A 19201-nucleotide genomic window follows, 5' to 3' on the forward strand; every position below is an offset into this window, starting at 1 on the left:
CCGTAACACCGACTGTCGCAACCTTTGCGGTTGTTTGTAAATCTACCGTGAAGCTATACTCTTTGTCTGCATCATATTCGTATCCTGCGGGTGCTGCTGTTTCTTTGAAGTAGTATTCTCCTGGTTTTAATCCGTCAACGGTTACTTTTCCATCTGTTCCTGTTGTTACATTATCTTTGATCTTGTTTCCTGCTTTATCAAATAGGCTAAAGACTGCTTGACCTAATCCTGTGCCTGTATCTGCATCTATCTTTGTTAAGACTACTGATCCTGTCTTTTCTGTATCCGTAACACTGACTGTCGCAACCTTTGCGGTTGTTTGTAAATCTACCGTGAAGTTATACTCTTTATCTGCATCATATTCGTACCCTGCGGGTGCTGCTGTTTCTTTGAAGTAGTATTCTCCTGGTTTTAATCCGTCAACGGTTACCTTTCCGTCTGTTCCTGTTGTTACATTATCTTTGATCTTGTTTCCTGCTTTATCAAATAGACTAAAGACTGCTTGGCTTAATGCCTTGCCTGTATCTGCATCTGTCTTTGTTAAGACTACTGATCCTGTCTTTTCTGTATTTGTTATCTTTTCTGTTAAAATTCCATCTTGAGAATGTTCTTTATCAAGTGTAATCTGAGTTATTTTGTCTGATTCAACATACCCTGCAGGTGCCTTTGTTTCTTCAACATAATATGTCCCAGCTTTTAAGTTACTAAAGTCTAGTTCCCCATTTTCATTTGTTGTTCCATTTTCATTAAATGAAGATGAGTTCTTCTTTGTAAGTGTAAATTCAGCTCCTGAAAGAGCAGAGCCTGTAGTATCGTCAACTTTCAAAAGTTTGATCTCATAATTAGAAGCGTGAGAACTCCCACTTGAATTCGTCACCCAAGTGCTTGAAGATACATCACCAGAAATTGATTCCTGCCCATTTCCACTCAATGAAGCTGTATTTGTTACCTCATCTGTGGCTTTATCACTGTCAATCAGTGAATCATAAGTAACATAGTAAGCTGCATCAATTGTTTTTAAAAATGTTATCGTAAATGAACCATCATCATTTTGTGAAACTTTGTAATCAGTACCTTCTTGTAGATATGGTTGACTTGTGTCTTGCCAAATCCAGCCGTCTTGATTTACTGCTGCTTTTTGAATCTTTATTGTTGATATATCAACAGAAGAATTTGCTGATGGCGTATCTGTTATTGATGCATTCGCAATTGTTGATTGTGCAGCGTTTAAAGTCAAAGTCCAATTAACGTATGAAGAATCAGTTGTACTCTGTGAACCTGATTTTTCCAGTTCATCTCCACCCTCATTAACCGAGACAGTAGCTTGATAATCTTCTGTTTGTCCATCATTTGTAAAAGTTGCCGTATTATCATAGCTCTTTTGAATCATTGTACCAGCAAGACTTGTTTGATACTTCAAAACATATGTTTTATTACCTGTTGGTAACTTAGCAGTTAACAATCCATTTTCATAAACAATATCTTGATCCATAACCGGTTCGCTCGATGTCTGAGCATTCCCATTTCCATCAATGCCAGTAACTTCATATAGCTCTGCCGAACCACTCACGTAATTCTGACCAGCTTGAATCATGTCAGATATTATCGCATCTTTTAAATTGTTTCCACGGTAATTAACCCCAACAGTCCAGTAAATATTTTTGTTGGTTGCGTTATAATATCCGGATTTTGTTCCATCATTAATCACGTTTTGTGTTGGATAAAATGGTGTATCTTTACTTGATTGGTGCTTGTCACCATTATTATCAGTCCAAGTGTAATTGACACTATTGTCAAAATTACTATTACTCATTTGGCTATAATCAAAACTAGTCCAGTAGACAATCTTATAAGTATCACTTCGCTGAGATTCTGGTAACTTATCATTTAGAGTAACTTCAAATTGTCCTGGATTACTTCCATCTGCTGAAGTAGACGTCATTGTATAATAATCGGCAGGCAATACTTGATTTGTATTTTCATCAATTACTTGAAAATTATCATCTCCATCAAGTAATGTTAACCCTTTTCCAAGGGTATCCGTAATTGTTGCATCCTTTAAATACTGTTGATCCTGATTGAACTCAATCGTCCATTTCAATTTTTTATTTGTATAATCAACATCGCTGTAAGACTTATCTACGCCTTTTGCATTAATTGTGGTTGAAGCAGAAGTATTATCGCCATTACCACTGGCATTATTTGTGACATCAACTGATCCAGGTTGATTGTTATTGTCAGGAATTATCCCCTGATACTTGGTATCATACGTCACATGAACACCTGTACTTAAACCATTTGGAAACTCAATTTTCATCTGATTACTGTTACTATCAAATGAAAGTGTGTAATCTTTTCCTTCGGTCAAAGTCTGATAATTAGCATCAACAACTTTTACTGAATCTTGATCATATTCAGAATTAGAATCTAATGTATCTGTGATAGTGGCTTGTGATGCGCTTAAAGTTTCATTGCTGAGATTATAATCAATTGTCCAACTTGCTTTGCCAGGACCACTTTGGTATCCAGATTTTTTTATACCTGAATTGTATGAAGGGTCCACTGTCGCTTTGGCATTCGAAGTCTTGTCTCCGTTAATCAAATCTGCACTGTTTGTAATATTTAAGTTTCCACCATTAGTTGGTTTACTACTTTCTTTAATCGTGGTGTGATAAATAATTCTGAAAGACTGTGTTGTATCAGCATATTTGCCAATAAATTGAATATCTCCGGTTGTCGAATCCAATTCATAATCTGTTCCTTCAACTAATTTTTGGCCTTCTCCAGTTGGATTACCATCAAGACCAACATTCAAAAGATAAACATCTGTCGAATCAAGCGAAACAGAATCCGGCATGTTCTCCTTGACTTGAGCACTTTTCAGTTCATCTCGACTTGTATTAACATCAACTTGCCATGTAACAGCATCAGAATCAGTCTGCTTATCAAGTGTCCCACTCTTAGAAATTGCTTGCCCACCTGTTGTATTAACAGTTACAGGAACGCTAACACTACCATCTGTGGTTGGAACATCAATTGTTGTCTCCCCTGGATTATCAACGTTAATTTTATTTCCATTGTAGTTAAAAGTTCCACCTACATCTGATTCATCATTAACATTGTCATTAAAAGTCAGTCGAACTGTCCCATCACTTGAAACTGTGAAACTACCATAGTCCCCTAGTGAACCCGAATGCGCCGTATATGTAACATTGCTTGGTAACTTAAACTCGAAGTAGTCCCCGCCTTTCAATGAATATCCATCTTTTAATTCATTTGGAACTGACCAATCAAAAGAAAAATTTATATTGGTTGCAGCATTAACGTCTGTTGTAGCAACATTATTACCACTTTGATCTGTAAATGATATCTTCGCGCTATCAATAATTGTACCTTTTGAACTTTCTGGCAAATATTGACTAATATCATTCCCTGTTTCGTCTGTAGACACAGCAGCTGAACGTTCCTTAATATTCGAAACTGTTGTATTACTTGTACTTGTATTTGAATTCATACTTGAACTTGAACTAGTGCTTTGACCACTATTTTGTGAAGCAATTTCTGCCTTAACAGTTTGACTTTGCCAAGCAAAAGACATCATGTTAATATTTTGGCTTTCAGAAATTGGAACATCAATGATTGCATTTTCTGAAGTGACTTCAGGATTAATTTGTAATCTAATCTTATTGCTTTCAATTTTAAAGTTTCCAATTACCTTACCAGATGTAGAAACTAACTTTTGCGAATCCAAAACAGCAAAATCACTATTATTGTTTGTAGAAATAGTAATATTTGAATCAAAATTAGTATTTGCACTATTCATGACCTTCAAGCTAAGTTGAACTGCTTTTTTCTGATCATTATAACTTGCACTTACTAAATTTATCCCGCTGTCATCGGTTGAATTTACACTATCAATTGTTTCTGCCTCTATTACTGGTAAAAAGATCTGTAAAGTCAATAAAAAAATCAAAAGACTCGAGTAGAGTCTTTTAAAGAACCTAAAATTCATCTTTACTCCCCCATCTAAATTTTTTAAATCAATAAAACCATTTTCAATTATACATCGAAACCCAAAATAATCAAAACGGTTTCTGTAATAAATTTTACAAATTTATTTTTTTATTTTAATTAAATAACCCTTTTAAACAGCGTTTTACTTTTAGTTTTCAAAAAAATAATTTCATTTTTTTAATTTTCATTAAAAATATGCTTTGACTTATAGTTTTTTATTGTAAATTTATTTATACGTATACAACGAATTTTTAGCATCTATTTAAAATAAGTTCACATTAAAAATTTTGTAGTTTTGAAAAAATTAATATATTTTTTATTCTGTTTTTTTCTAATTCCAACTTTCTCATTAAAAAAATAAAAACGACAATTTAGGGTAATATATTGTTAAAAAATAGAATTTCAAACTTTTGATTTCCTAAAAAAAAGAGCTCCAATTACAAAGTAATTAGAACTCCGATGTTTTCATAGTTTTGATGAAGTGCAAAAAAAGAGCTGGGTCAACGTTCGTGTTTGACCCAGCTCCAATTTATTTTGTAAATTATGTTAACGTTCCATGATTTTTGTTTTAGATATAACTTATTAATTCATTAATGAATGTTTGCGACCATAGGTAAAGTAAAGTACCATCCCAATTGCAAACCATACGATAAATCGTATCCAAGTCTCCCAATTAAGTCCGGCAATTAAAACTAAACAGAAAATAATAGCAATAATTGGAGTTACAGGAACACCAGGTGCTCGGAAACCACGATGAAGATCTGGTTGACTCTTCCGCATCCAAAGAACACCTGCGGATACAAGAATAAAGGCTGTCAATGTACCAATATTAACAAGTTCTGATAAGATGTTCAAATTGATAAAACCACCAGCAACCGCAGTAATAATACCGAAGAACCATGTACCCTTGAACGGTGTTTGGTATTTCTCATGAACTTCACCAAAGAACTTAGGGAATAAGCCATCACGAGACATTGAATAAGTTATTCTTGATTGGCCATAGAGTTGAACCAAGATAACTGTTGTCATACCTAGGATAGCACCGATACTTACAATGATTGACAACCATGTCTGACCAGTTGATGCAAGTACTGCTAAGATTGGTGCATTGAGGTATTTTGTGAAGATTGTATACTTAACAACACCTGTCATAATAAGTGTCATAATAATGTAGAGCACCGTTGAAATCAAAAGTGAAATCAAGATACCACGTGGTAATGTTTTACTTGGATTAATTGTTTCCTCAGCACTTGAAGCAACTGAATCAAAACCAATGAAAGCAAAGAATACAATCGATGCCGCTGGGATAATTCCAGCTTTAGCTCCAGCATGTGTAGAGAACCAACCATATGGTGAGAATGGTACCCAGTTATGAGGCTTGATATACCAAACTGTACATACAATGAATAACACAATAACAGCAAGCTTCAAAATAACCATTGTGTCGTTAACACGTTTTGTTGAATTAATCCCAATTGAGATAATCCAAGTAATCACGATAACTATTAAGAAGGCAGGTAGATTAAACACTGTTGTGACACCTGGAGTAGTCCCTGCAGCAGCTGTTAAGACAGTTGGAATATGAATTCCAATATTGTCAAGCAGATTAACGAAGTAACCTGACCACCCAACTGAAACTGTTGCAGCGCCTAAGGCATATTCCAAAATCAAATCCCAACCAATAATAAAGGCAATAACCTCACCGAATGCTACATAAGAATATGTATAGGCTGATCCTGCAACAGGAGCAATTGAAGCAAATTCGGCATAACATAACCCGGCGAATCCACAACAGATAGCAGCAATTAAAAATGATAGCGATAACGCAGGCCCGGCTGTTAAAGCACCCTTACCTGTTAAAACAAAAATCCCAGTACCAATAATGGCACCAATTCCTAAGAAAGTAAGATCCATAGTGCGCAATGTACGTTTGAGTGGAGTTGCTCCGCTCGTAAGTTCAGCGACACTTTTCTTTCGAAAGATACTACTCATATAAACATCACCTTTCATTTGATGTACTAACGATTTTATAATCAAATTCTTAGAATGTCAATTTTTTCAGTTCAATTACTGTTCTCTTTTATTACATATCAACGTATAATACTTATTTTTCCATTGTTTTCGTAAGTAATAAGCTGTCTTTACATCTATTTATCAAATGTAAGCGTAACTCATCTTTTTTTTCAAAAAAATTAACTTGAATTGTTCATCATAAGCCACTTCACTTAAGAGGCTTTAAAGTGAATTTCATTCAACATCAAAAAGTGCCTTTCTAACAGTGTTTGATATAAAAAACCTCAAAATTACCGAAAAATTAAAATTTAAGTTGACACTTGATGCTCTTTCTTCGTTTGTATAAGTGTAAGCAGCTGCAGCACTTACAAAAATAAAATGGAGGTGTTTTACATGAGTAAAGCATGGGTTAAAACAAATATCGCAACAACAGGTGTCAGTGCAGATGGTTCTGAAATCAAACATTCCTTCAATAACCTTAAGGAAGGCCTGACTGAAGAAAATATCACAGCATTCATCGCTATCTTGAATACTTTGTTGGCTGATGAAGTCTCAGAAACAAAATTAACCACCGTTGAAGCAGTCACAGCTTAATAAAATTAATAAAACTTTTAGGGGGAATTTAAATGAAACAATTAGACATGGTTTTTGGCAGTCAATCTGGTAAGACAAAGAGCCACTTCAGACTTAACTATGTAAACGACAATCTTGATAAAGACGTGATTCAAAAAGCAATGGCTGACTTAGCAGAATTAGGGATTTTTATTAATAAAACAGGTGAACAGATCTATTCAAATCCAATTTCAGCAAAATATGTAGAAACAGCAGAAACACCAATTTTCGAATAACACCTAGATTGACATATAAGAGTTAGCAAAAAAGAGAGGCTGAATTTTATCAGCTTCTCTTTTTTTGCATTGAGGTTTCTTGATGTGCTTCACACTCTGTCTAAACGTGTTCACCCAACCAAAAGCTTCCGTCTAACTCAAATAACCCCCTTGCGCAAATCTCGCTATGTGTTATTTCTCGTTATACTCGGCTTTTCCCGGTTGGCCTCACACTCTGGTTCTTAAAACGCCTTAATCATCAAATATATTGCCAACCCAAATGCCGCAAATGAAATCAAAATTCGCAGTACATGGATATTAACGTGTCTTACAATAATCGGACCTACATAACCGCCAACCAACAAACCAATTCCCATCGGGATTACATAATGCCAAGCAATATGTGACTTAAAAATAAAAATAAAAGTCGCAATTAAATTACTTGCAAAACCAATCACATTCTTCATCGCATTTACAATATGAAATTCATCATCAGTAATTGCGGATAAAATAGCCAAAAATAAAACTCCGCCAGCAGCCCCAAAATAACCTGTGTAACCACCAACAAAAATAATACATATTGAACTGACAATCCATTGTAGTGAGCTCACTTCGTTACCACTCTTACCAATGTCATTACCAACAATTTTCTTTTTACGGCTAGACATCAGCAATAAGATACCTGCTGCAAAAATAAAAAATGGCACAACCTTCTCAAAAGAAGATGAAGGCAACAATAATAACAGGCAGCTCCCTCCAATACTACCAATCAAAGATAGCACAATGAATAAGGATAATTTCTTCCAATGCCCTCTTAGTTCCTTAGAAGATGAAACTAATGATCCAAAACCTGAAAAAATAAGTGCTGTCGTATTAGTCACATTCGCGATTACCGGAGGAACTCCAACTATTAATAACGCAGGATATGACACTAATGAAGCAAGTCCAGCAACAGATTGCATTAATCCTGCTAAAAAACCCGCTATAATTAAAAATAAAATGACCCAAAGCATACTACAAAACGCCTTCTCTCTCAATAATGGTGTAAATAAGATTTACAAGTACTATCTCCCCATAACAAACTAACATTCCTTAAATACAATTCGATTACTTAATGCTCATGCCTTGATATTCACTAATAAAACTAATATAATTTAGAAAATTAGTTTCCATGGAAACTATCATGACTTTAGCACCATTTTGGATAAATGTAAAGGTGGTCTTTATGGATAAAGCACAAAATATTATTTATACCTATCGTCACTTGCTGATACTAGACAATGAAACAGATGCTGAAAAAGACTGGATTATTAGGAAAGAGCCGGCTGCTAAAGGGCTAAACACTTTACAGCTCAATATTATCTCGTATATAAAAAAAAATGATTACTGTATGTCATCTGCGATTGCTGCGAATCTAGATATTCTCCGTGGCACGCTGTCAAAGCAACTAACATTTTTAAGAAAGAAAGGATTCATTGAAGTAAAATATGATCAAGCGGATAAGCGTGTTAAATATCATACATTGACTATGAGTGGTATTAATATTGCAAAAGCTCACTTGGCATTGGTTAAATTAAAAGACGAAAAAATTCAGGCATGTATCAATGAGTTCAGCCTAGAAGAAATAACTACTATAGAAAAGTTCATGACACAGCTATTAAAAGTAGAGTCCTCTACCAATTATGATTAAAAAGGAGTGCATTATTATGACAGAATTTTATACACTAAAAGACGGATTATCCCTCCCAAAAATAGGTTTTGGCACATCCGGTTTTCGTGGAACAAAAGCAGTTGCAGCAATCTCTTCTGCGATAACAAAAGGCTATCGGTTAATAGATACTGCATATAATTATGAAAATGAAGGTACTGTAGGACAGGCAATTAAAAAGGCTAAAATCGCTCGTGAAGACCTTTTGATTTCTTCTAAGCTACCCGGTCGTTATCATAAACATGACTTAGCGATTCAGGCGATTCAAGAGTCACTTTACCGAGCCGACTTAGATTATTTTGATTTATACCTCATCCATTGGCCTAATCCTAAGCAAGGTGAATATCTCGAAGCATGGCAAGCATTGATCGATGCTCAAAAATTCGGGTTAGTTCGTTCAATCGGTGTTTCGAACTTTTTGCCAGAACACCTTGACCAGTTGGAAAAGGAAATAGGTATATTGCCTGTTGTAAATCAAATTGAATTACATCCACTTTTTAGTCAGCCAAGTCAGCGCGCTTATCATGAAGAACATGGTATCTTGACAGAAGCATGGAGTCCACTTGGCGGTCATGGACATAATATTCTTGAATTACCTTTAATACAGCAATTAGCAAAAAAATATAATAAAAATGCTGGTCAAATTGTCCTACGCTGGGAAACACAGTTGGGAGTCCTCCCCTTACCTCTATCACAAAATCCGCAAAGACAACTAAGCAACTTAGATATCTTTGACTTTGAATTAACAAGAGACGAAATTAAACAAATTGAAAGCCTAGATATAGCAGATGGACGTGTAACAAATCAAGATCCACGAACACATGAGGAATTATAAAAGAAGAATCTCCACAGTATGGATTGCCTGATTTTACCTCATCAAAAAAAGGCCAAATCGGCCCTAATTAATTATTACTCTTAAAAAAAGAAGAAACGTTTTTTTGGCCTAATCTCTGATATCTCACTTAAAAGTGGCCCAGTACCATTTAATAGATTCTCTGCACTTTGTTCGAACCTCTCTAAGGCTGCTGAACCATAGCTATCACGAATTAACACCAAAGCTTCACGTAAGACAAATTGTCGTTTTTCTAAGTCATGTGCATCAGATGCTACAATCTGCACAAGTCCGTGTTCAATAAAGTCGCGTGAGATTTTCTCAATCTTTTCTCCAAAGAGTCCAACTAAACTACTAGCAGTTAATTGTGCATAAAAGCCATTAGCGATAAAGTCATATAAAATGTTGGGCTCTTTTTGAATTGCTGCATTTCTTTCGGGATGTACAATTACAGGTGTTGTCCCGAGCTTACGTAATTCAAAGAACAAGCGCTTGGTATACATTGGAACACTGTCACAGGGAAGCTCTATCATTAAGAAGCCTTTTCGTTCATCGGTTCCCAATAAATCAGCATATAATTCTGGAAGTTCTCCACTTAGATGAATTTCTTGACCTGGAAAGACTTGTAGTGGCAGATTATTCTTTTTTAACTGCTTTTGAAATGCCGCAGTTGCCTTAACCACATCATCTGCATGATTAACAAACACCCCATCAAGATGATGAGGTGTTGCTAAAATATGGGTTATTCCCTCGTCAACTGCAGCTCTTGCAAGAGATAATGAGTGTTCCAAATCAGGAGAACCATCATCTATTCCTGGCAAAATATGACAGTGAAGATCAACTATTTTTTGACTTTTTGTTAGACTTTCCATAGTATTCATACCCATAATATCCATATTTGTAATATCCTGAACCATCAAAAGTTATATCATTCATTACAGAACCAATAATATTGGCATTAACGTGTCTTAAGGCCAGAACTGTACTTCGCACAGCTTCTTTTTCTGCCATATTCTGGCGAACAACAATCACTGTTCCATCCACTTTTGCAGCAAGTATCTGTGAATCTGTCACAGAAAGAACTGGTGGTGCGTCATAGACAACCATATCAAAGCTCTCAGATAAAGCCTTGATAAGTGAATCCATTCTCTTAGAGTTCAATAATTCTGCTGGATTAGGTGGCACAGGCCCACTTGGCATAACTAACAAGTTAGCGGCAGAAGTCTCGTAAATTGCTTGATTAATATCAAAGCTCCGGTCGGTTAGAAAGTTAGTCAAACCTCGTGGATTATCAATACTAAAAGTAGCATTAATCGTTGGGCGACGCATATCTGCATCAACCAATAAAGTCCTAAGTCCTTGTGCAGCAAAAGTCGCAGCCATGTTAGCGGCAACAGTTGACTTGCCTTCGGTTGCCATACTAGATGTTACAAGAATACTCTTGATTGTGACATCAGCATTGGAAAATTGAATGTTCGTTCTTATCGTCTTAAATTGCTCGGAGACAATTGACTTGGGATTGGCAACAGCAACCATCTCAACACCATTAATAGAAGAATCCATCGCTAATTCTCTTTTTTTCTTACTCTTAAAATTAAACATGCTTCATCCTCCTATACGCGTCTTTCAATCTTGCCAACTGAGTCTTGGGCAACTTTGACACTCACAAATTTACGATATTTTTTAGATCCCATGTGACTAATAGTCCCAAGGTTACTTAAACCAAGTTCATCTCTTAAGAACTTATCATCACGAACTGTAGTATCCATTAAATCGCGAAGAACAATTATCGCAACTCCTATTAAAACCCCGACTACAATTCCAATTAAGAGATTCAACTTCTTATTAGGTGATACTGGTGTAGTATCCGGAGTAGCTTCTGTAACGATTGTAACATTATTAATCTTCATCATTTTTTTGATCTTTTTACTGAAAACCTGAGCGATTGCGTTAGCAATATCAGAAGCGGTATATGCATTTTTGTCAGTAACCGTTACACTGACAACTTGTGAATTTGTCGTATTACTTACAGAAACAGCACTTTCAAGAGAACCAATTGATCCTTGATAGTTATCTGTTTGACGAACCAACTTCAATACTGGAGCAAGAATTACCGGCTTTGTTAATACATCTTTATAAGTATTAATAACTTGTAAATCAGCTTGTTGCACATTGTATTGTGCAGTAACATTGTCAACCTTTTGATTAACCAAGATATCAGTTGTTGCACTGTATTTTGGTGTCATAAAAACGAATGATACAAGTGAAGCAATAATTGCTCCAAAAATCCCCCATAAGATAATTCCAACCAAACCTTTTTTTAACAACTGGAAGAGTCTTCCTAAGTCAATTACTGTCTCATCATTTATATTCTCATTCATCTGGTTAACTAACTCCTATGCCAATTATTTTAGACTATCCTTTAGTGCAGTAGTAAATGTATCAAGATTACTCTGTGATACAACATCATATTGTGTACCACTAACTTCTTTTTGTGTACTTTCTAGCTGGAGCTGTTGCACGTTACTATCGCTGCCATAATTCTTAGCAAGTAACTTCATCTCATCGAAAGTAACATCAGTCTTCATGTTGCTAGATAATGCTGATAAGATATCTTGATAGCGACTTGCACCTTTGACAGAAGCAATTTCTTTAAGTAATCCTGCAAGAACTTCTCGTTGATGCTTTTGACTATCATCAACACTTTCAGAGTTCTTCGCAAAAGCAAGAACCGAAGACTTATCTAATGAGACTGTTCCTTGAGCGAATGTGTAACCCATGTTAGAGAACTTCTGATCATTATCAACTTTAACAGAACCAAATAATGATGTTAATTCCTGAAGTCCGCGAACATTGACTTCCATGTAATAATCAATCGGTGTATCAAGGTAGCTCTTAACCGTTGAAATCATAGTTGACATTCCACCGGCATTATATGCTGTAGTCAATTGACCCTCAGTATTTTGCCCTGAAATCTTGACCTTAGCATAGCGTGGCAAACTAGCAAATGTTGTTTTACCTGTACTTGGGTTAACTGTAACAACCAAAATTGCATCAGCATTAGCACTAGTTGAAAGACCACTTTTTGCATCTGTACCAACTAAAAGAATTGAAAAAGCTTTATTTTCAGCAATCTTGCTCTTATCCTTTGTTGTTTTTCCTGCACTATCACTCTTAACCTTTTTATATGTAGCATTTGCAGCACTTTTAGTGTCGTTATAGACTTTATATCCAACCGCAGCCCCAACTACGGCAATCACTACTATAGCGACAACAATGCTCCAAATAATCTTCTTCCTTTTCTTAATACTCTTAGAACTCTTGTGCTTCTTTTGTTCACTCATTGACAATTTCCCCCATTATACATATAAGTAGAATAATTAAAGTGTTATCCGATATAATTGTATCACTTCAAGCTATAAATTTCATCTATTTTATTTAAATTTATCAGTATAATATTTTAAAGTTTTACTGTTTTAAGGGTAATATATGAAACGTATTTTAGTAATAAAACCAACTTTTCTACAGGCTTACAGCATTTGGGCTAATCCAGTCCAATTAGAGTGCTTTTTTAACTTTTATTCCTAACAAAATTCTTTTTATTAACTTAACTTTATTGATAACTAACACTATAATACTTACGATTGCAATAATAATTCTCTTTATCGTAATACGAATCACCATAAACAATAATGTATTTTTTCTAATAACATCAATTATTCGTGGGAAAAAAAGATGATAGACATAAAAAATAATAATAATAGTTTAAATCAATTTATTTTCTCATGTGGCTATCCAAATATATAAACTAAAAATTAATTTTTTCTATTCCTTAATAATTTTAAAAAAAAGAATAACTTTTCTTTCATAACAAAAAGAATAACTAAAATTAGAGCACTACACATTAAAAAGTAAATTAAATTATTTTTTATTATAAATAGCAACCATGAAAGTATTAAAAAAACAACATGATTTGCTATTAATTCAAAATAATTAACACCTATCTTTCCTCTTTTATAAATATCTCTATACCGAATTAGCAATACTACAAAAAAAGAAATAATGTTTGCCAGAGCTGCTCCATTTATCCCTAAAATTTTTATAAATATAATACTTGCAATTATATTCACAATCGCTCCAATTAATGTTGTTACGAAAACTGGAAATGTTCTCTTTGAAGCTGTGTAAATAGTGCCTAAGAAAGAAGCAATACTTGAATAAATAACTGAAAGCAATATAAAAGGTATCACGGTCCAGGCCTGGTAATAGGTGGGATCAATAAAGTTTCCAAATATAGGTTTTATAATTGCAAGAATACCTATCGAACAAAGAAACAGAATCGTTAGAAATAAATTGAAAATGTTAGTTATAAACTCCTTATTGCCACTCTTTTCATACTCCTCAACAACTGACATTTGCCAGGACTGAAAAAAAATATTTGCAAACATATTTACTACAGTTGGTATTTTGCTTGCCATTGCATAAAGACCATTTGCTCCAACTCCTATAAAAAGTAATATAAAGTACCTATCCGAGGAAGAATTTAACCACCAAGTTAATGAATTAGGTATTAATGGAATACTGTAAACTAACATATTTTTTAAATATTTGTTAGAATAGGTACCTTCTTTGTATTCAAGAAACAATTTTCCACTGAATAACAAATAAATTAAAGAAATTACGAATCCACCTATTATAGATAAAAAGTAACCATTAACTCCTTTTCTTAATATTAATAATAAGAAAATATTCAGTATAGCAACAGAAAAGGTATCTATAATTCCAGCAATCACAAAAATTTTAACAAGTCCTATTGCCCTTACATAATTAGAAATCAAAGAGTACCACATTGTTACTATAAGCAAAATTATCACAATATAATAATTCGAAATTTGAGTAAAGAAAATAAAAAGAATTAAAAGCATAGAAACCGTTACTAACATAACAAAAATGAAACCTGTCTTAAATACATCTTTTGCTTTTTTTCGGTCTGAATCCAACGAAAATCTAAAAACTGCATCATATATATCAAAACAAATCAACGGAAGAAGCAATGAAATTACTGTAGTAACTAAATCAACATGCCCAAATTGAGCAGTTGAAAGAGTGTACGAATACAGTGGAACTAATGCAAATTGAAGGACTTTACTCCCAAAATTTCCCAATGCAAAAATAAAAGAGTTTTTAACAAGTTTTTTATACTTATTCATCTGTTCTTTCTCCATCAATCGTTCTTTTCTAAAGATTTTTCAAGGTAAAAGAATTGCTTATTTGACTCAATAATTGTTTTATTCAATTGACTTTCATCTATAGTATTGTATTCTACTGAAATATTATTTTTATAAAGATCATCTATTGATATATACTTTTGACCTGGAAAAATATACTTGATTACATCAAGTGTCTTGTTACTGTATGCTACTACAAACATCTTTTTTCTAAATAACCATCCTAAAATCATCGCATGATATCTCGTTGCAATGACACTCTTTGCATTTTTTATAAGACCTAATGACTCTTCGATTGAATTATTATATCTATATATCATTATATTTTTGAAATTTGTATGACCTCTAAAAAATTGACGTAGTTCATTAGCCAATTTAGCATCACCCTCGTCATCACAAAAAGACATTAGCACAACATTTTCATCATTATTTATTTTTTCTAGAACTATTTTTTTTAATAAATTGAAATAATTTATTGCAACTACTTCTTTATTACTTAGTTTTTTTCTAAAATCAATTACAGAGATTAAACAATATTCCTTTGATTCACTGGAAGCTTCGCTATTAAAATAATTTAAATTGAAAACTACATCTGGTGCATAGCCAATATTTTTTATTCTTAAATCAGAAAAAATATTATATGAATATTCATCTCTAAACATTGTATTATCAACTTTACCAAAAAAATTTGCATATAATTTTAGCTGGTAATCACTTGAAAATGGTCCAAAATTACTCCCTATTACAAAATATTTTTTAGACTTTTGTAAAATCTTCATTCTTATCCTGTACTCTATACCCATTTTTTTCTTTGGTAACATAAAAATCGATCCACCTAATTCACAGAAAGCATCAAAATGATTAATCAATTTTAAAATCTTATAGTTTACAGTACCCCAAAAGAAGGGAATGTTTAATTTGTAGAAAAAAGCATCATACTTTCTTGAAAAAGTTCTTATTACATGAAGATTATTAATTTCCATAGATGATTTGTACATTTCTTTACCACTAACAACAATAAAAAAATCGTACTCTGAAAATTTTTGACAGATAACTTTTAAAAAAAGATCATCTCCTAAATTAGTATTCCAGTATCCCTTTAGAAGTATTTTCATATTCCAACCTCCTTATTTTATTCTAGAAATTTCTATTTTACTTGTAGAATTTCTAACTTTTTTTTAATCTCAATAGAGCAAAAATATAGGGGCATTTAACTAATAAAAACTTTACAGAACTAGAAACTTTCTTTAAATCAGCATATCTAACCTTTTTTATAAGAGAAGCATATTGTGTATTTGTTTTATAAGATTTCAAATTTTTACTATTTCTTAAAAGAGTAAATAATACATTTATAGACTGATGCGATTTTAGTTTAAAAGTTTTATCATCCTTGAAAATCTCATCAATGAAATAATTAACTTTATCACCATCTTCAATGTACTTTTGATCTAAATTGCTAGATGCAGAACCATTTCTCCTAATAGTGTAGTGATATAGTAAATCTTTTGAAAAGAAATTTCCAGTTGATTTATGATATGCAAGCATATTGAATACAGCATCCTCACCGTTAACTAATTTTTCAAAATATATATTATTTTTTACCAAGAAATTCTTTTCATAAGCTTTATTCCAGATATTATACAATGAACATATGTTATTTATTTTATAAAATAAATCTGAATCAAATTCTTCATTAATAAAAAAATTTTTTCTGTAGCTATTTTTTTTTGATTTTATTTTATTTTTTTCTTTACAATATCCAAACGATAGGATTTTTATTTTACTTTTTTTTAACCTTAGCATAAGTTTTTCAATATAATCTGCTTCTACCCAATCATCTGCATCAATAAAAGTAATATACTTTCCTCTACTCACTGAAATCCCAAAATTTCTAGTTGCAGAAACACCCTCATTTTTTCTGTTATAGACTCTTAAATTAGAAAACGTACCTTCAAAGTTCTTTATTATAGACTCGCTTTGATCCGTAGATCCATCATTTATAGTTATTACTTCGTAAAATTCCGAACTAGCAGTTTGTTCTAGTAAAGTATTCAAACATTTTTCTATATAAGGATACACATTATAGACTGGAACAATTACTGAAATGAACGGTTTATAGTTTTCTTTTAAAATTATAATCACCCCTAACTATAAAATAAAAATGAGTATTTAATTGAGACCAATGTCATTAAATCTCACTCCAGCTCTGATATTATCAAAAAGCGATACACATGAATAGCTCACTATACACAAGGTAACCAACAGGATAATTAATTTTTTGTACTTTTTCTTTGTAACTAACTTTATTAAGTTTTGCAATTCATTAATATACGGCAAACTTATATAAAATAATAGAACAACGCATCTCCCAAAAAATATTTGATCACCAAATGATCCTAAGCATAGCCAAAAAACACTTATGAAAAGTTTATCAGAAATTTTAATTTTTTTCCTTAGAAGAGCAACTAGTACAAAAAGAATAGCAAAAAAGCAAAGCCTTATAATATTTCTATAGATAGAATAATCTGAAGATGCTAGAATACTAGCGTTGTCCCCAAAATACTGATTTGACTTAAACAAAATTGATGAAAAAAAAGGTATACTCGAAAAAATACTTAGAGATGAAAATAATGTTTGTTGAAAACGTTCTTGGAAGAATAATAAAATATAAAATAGCCACATAAAATATTTATTTTTCCCGAACACCTTAATGTACATAATGATTAAAAAGATGGTTATTGAAAATGGATGAATTAGTGTTAACAAAAAAAATAGAAAAATAGACTTAGATAGTTTGATTTTTTTCTGTAGCAACAAGAAACCTATAGTTACTCCTACAGAATCTACAATATTACTCCTAACTCCTGTAATAGCAGCATTAAATTCAAATAAACATAAAAAATAAAAAACATTTTTTACTAAATTTTTCTTATCTCTATTCTTATTAATCTCATTAACAAGATATATTCCAAAAAAAACATCCACAAATGCTGAAAAAAATAGTAACATTCCATTTAACTTGATAAAAGATATTGCATATATAATTACTCCCATTAGTGGAATAGCGTCATATCCTTCATAATTGAAAAGATAATTTAAAGAGGAGTTAATTCCTTGTGTCTGCCTTATTAAACTCACCTGATCTATAGTATTAAAAAACCTGACTGAATCAACATACATGCCTGGTTTTGGAATCATAAAAAAAGCTAGAACTGCAAATAGAAAAGCTATAACTACATAACTAGTAAAAAAATTCTTGGAATATATCATAATTGGAAATGTAATAACTAAAAGTACCGCATAGTAAAAAGCAAACATATGTCTTTCCTACTCTTTCAATGACAAAATTTTTAAAATTTCAATTCCAAATTTTTCTAATTTTAATTGATGTGAAATTTTTTCACTTTCAGTACCCATTTGTATTGCTTTTTCTTTATTTTTATATAAATAAAGAAATGACTGTTTTAAATATAGAACGAGTGAACCCACATTTTTCTGCAAAATTATTGCATTTCTATCATTTACATACTCTGGAATACCTCCAGAATTTGTTGTTATAATTGCTTTTCCAGCTGTTATCGCTTCAATTATCGTTAATGGAGCTGGATCTTCCCAAATTGATGGAACGACACATACATCTGCAATTGCATATATCCTACCCAATCTTTCATTGGGAATATATCCCGTAAACTTAATACTATTACCAGCTAATCTGATAACTTCTCCAAGTTTTAGTTCAAAAGTACTTTTAATATCTGTATCAAAAAATGCACTTCCCACAACAAGAAAAGTTGACTTTTCTAAATTTGCTTCTTTAAATGCCTTAACAGCTTCCAATATACCTTTTTCTTCATTCAATCTGCCCGTGTACAAAAAAATAAAATTATCCTGAGGTATATCAAATTGATCTCTAATTTTTTTCTTTTCATCTTCAGACAAATCAAGCGCAAATCTTTCATGATCAACAGCATTCCTTACAACGCCAAATTGATCATCTCTCATATCTGGATACTTTTTTTTCAGAGTACTATTAATATAATTACTTACTCCTAAAACTCTTGTGACATTTTGAATATATTTTTCATTTCCATACGAACTTTTGACCTCATTATGCAAATGAAAATAGTAATTTCCCAAATATCTTTGGTAATTCCCATGACCTCTCAAAACAGAAAATAATGTTGCATGATTTTCCAACATAAGACTATCATAATTTACCTCGGATATTTTTTTTGAGACTTGACTGATGTAATATAATCTTTGCAGTATATATCTAAAAGAATTAGAATTTGGTTTTTTTAAAACATCATTGGCTATTTTAAAAATAAACCTATCACTTAACTCAATATACTTTGGAGTTTTAATAAAAATAACCTCACTATTTTGGTAATTTTCAGCTTGTTTTCTAGCTTCTTTGTCATCCGAGGTAAACACAGTAAGATTACCATAATTATTCTTCTCATTTTCTTTTATCAGATACTCATCAAGGACTTCAACACCACCGCCTTTTGTAGCTGGAACGGGTAGATATCCTGAAGTCACAATTGCGACTTTCTTCATAAAAATTATCACTCCAAAT

Annotated in this window: 16 protein-coding genes; 4 read left to right on the plus strand and 12 right to left on the minus strand. The window is 32.5% G+C overall.

Annotated features, from left to right (window positions below):
• Positions 1 to 4012, minus strand: a 4012-nt coding sequence (locus FC80_RS06505; RefSeq protein ID WP_202813108.1) for a SpaA isopeptide-forming pilin-related protein, incomplete at its 3' end; no start/stop codon positions are given.
• 584 nt (positions 4013 to 4596) lie between these two features.
• Positions 4597 to 6006, minus strand: coding sequence for an amino acid permease (locus tag FC80_RS06510; RefSeq protein WP_057829314.1), 1410 nt, complete (start codon positions 6004 to 6006; stop codon positions 4597 to 4599).
• A gap of 414 nt (positions 6007 to 6420) precedes the next feature.
• Between FC80_RS06510 and FC80_RS06515 the strand changes: the two genes are divergently transcribed.
• Both FC80_RS06515 and FC80_RS06520 read left to right on the plus strand, forming a co-directional pair.
• Positions 6421 to 6621, plus strand: a complete 201-nt coding sequence (locus tag FC80_RS06515; protein ID WP_057829315.1) for a DUF1659 domain-containing protein — start codon at positions 6421 to 6423, stop codon at positions 6619 to 6621.
• A 32-nt stretch (positions 6622 to 6653) separates the two neighbouring features.
• On the plus strand, positions 6654 to 6875 hold the full coding sequence (locus tag FC80_RS06520) for a DUF2922 domain-containing protein (protein WP_057829316.1): 222 nt from the start codon (positions 6654 to 6656) through the stop codon (positions 6873 to 6875).
• Between the two features lie 221 nt (positions 6876 to 7096).
• On the opposite strand, the gene FC80_RS06525 is transcribed toward FC80_RS06520, so the two are convergent.
• Entirely contained in the window at positions 7097 to 7867 is a 771-nt protein-coding gene (locus tag FC80_RS06525; protein ID WP_057829317.1) for a sulfite exporter TauE/SafE family protein, read from the minus strand.
• A 212-nt stretch (positions 7868 to 8079) separates the two neighbouring features.
• Here FC80_RS06525 and FC80_RS06530 point away from each other — a divergent pair, with 212 nt between their 5' ends.
• The gene (locus FC80_RS06530) at positions 8080 to 8544 is read left to right on the plus strand and encodes a MarR family winged helix-turn-helix transcriptional regulator (RefSeq protein WP_057829318.1); all 465 of its coding nucleotides are present in this window, start codon (positions 8080 to 8082) and stop codon (positions 8542 to 8544) included.
• Positions 8545 to 8560: 16 nt separating this feature from the next.
• Positions 8561 to 9397 (plus strand): aldo/keto reductase, encoded by an 837-nt coding sequence (locus FC80_RS06535; RefSeq protein WP_057829319.1) that lies wholly within the window; start codon positions 8561 to 8563, stop codon positions 9395 to 9397.
• An 80-nt stretch (positions 9398 to 9477) separates the two neighbouring features.
• On the opposite strand, the gene FC80_RS06540 is transcribed toward FC80_RS06535, so the two are convergent.
• From FC80_RS06540 to FC80_RS06580, 9 genes are all read right to left on the minus strand, one after another.
• A complete protein-coding gene (locus FC80_RS06540; RefSeq protein WP_235807245.1) occupies positions 9478 to 10275 on the minus strand; it encodes a tyrosine-protein phosphatase in 798 nt (265 codons plus the stop codon).
• Positions 10232 to 10996, minus strand: coding sequence for a CpsD/CapB family tyrosine-protein kinase (locus FC80_RS06545; protein WP_057829320.1), 765 nt, complete (start codon positions 10994 to 10996; stop codon positions 10232 to 10234). The genes FC80_RS06540 and FC80_RS06545 overlap by 44 nt, the downstream gene beginning before the upstream one ends.
• An 11-nt stretch (positions 10997 to 11007) precedes the next feature.
• Positions 11008 to 11775: a YveK family protein gene (locus FC80_RS06550; protein WP_057829321.1), complete on the minus strand. Its 768-nt coding sequence runs from the start codon at positions 11773 to 11775 to the stop codon at positions 11008 to 11010.
• Between the two features lie 24 nt (positions 11776 to 11799).
• Entirely contained in the window at positions 11800 to 12738 is a 939-nt protein-coding gene (locus FC80_RS06555; RefSeq protein WP_057829322.1) for an LCP family glycopolymer transferase, read from the minus strand.
• A gap of 471 nt (positions 12739 to 13209) precedes the next feature.
• Positions 13210 to 14604 carry a lipopolysaccharide biosynthesis protein gene (locus FC80_RS06560; protein ID WP_057829323.1) on the minus strand — a complete coding sequence of 465 codons (1395 nt, stop codon included), beginning with the start codon at positions 14602 to 14604 and terminating at the stop codon, positions 13210 to 13212.
• Between the two features lie 14 nt (positions 14605 to 14618).
• Positions 14619 to 15737: a polysaccharide pyruvyl transferase family protein gene (locus tag FC80_RS06565; RefSeq protein WP_057829324.1), complete on the minus strand. Its 1119-nt coding sequence runs from the start codon at positions 15735 to 15737 to the stop codon at positions 14619 to 14621.
• Between the two features lie 52 nt (positions 15738 to 15789).
• Positions 15790 to 16764, minus strand: coding sequence for a glycosyltransferase family 2 protein (locus FC80_RS06570; RefSeq protein WP_083486935.1), 975 nt, complete (start codon positions 16762 to 16764; stop codon positions 15790 to 15792).
• 27 nt (positions 16765 to 16791) lie between these two features.
• Complete coding sequence (locus FC80_RS06575; protein WP_057829326.1) at positions 16792 to 17940, minus strand: hypothetical protein; 1149 nt, start codon at positions 17938 to 17940, stop codon at positions 16792 to 16794.
• Between the two features lie 9 nt (positions 17941 to 17949).
• Complete coding sequence (locus FC80_RS06580; protein ID WP_057829327.1) at positions 17950 to 19182, minus strand: glycosyltransferase family 4 protein; 1233 nt, start codon at positions 19180 to 19182, stop codon at positions 17950 to 17952.
• Positions 19183 to 19201: the final 19 nt, after the last annotated feature.

The organism is Liquorilactobacillus cacaonum DSM 21116 (genome assembly GCF_001436735.1).
GTDB lineage: Bacteria > Bacillota > Bacilli > Lactobacillales > Lactobacillaceae > Liquorilactobacillus > Liquorilactobacillus cacaonum.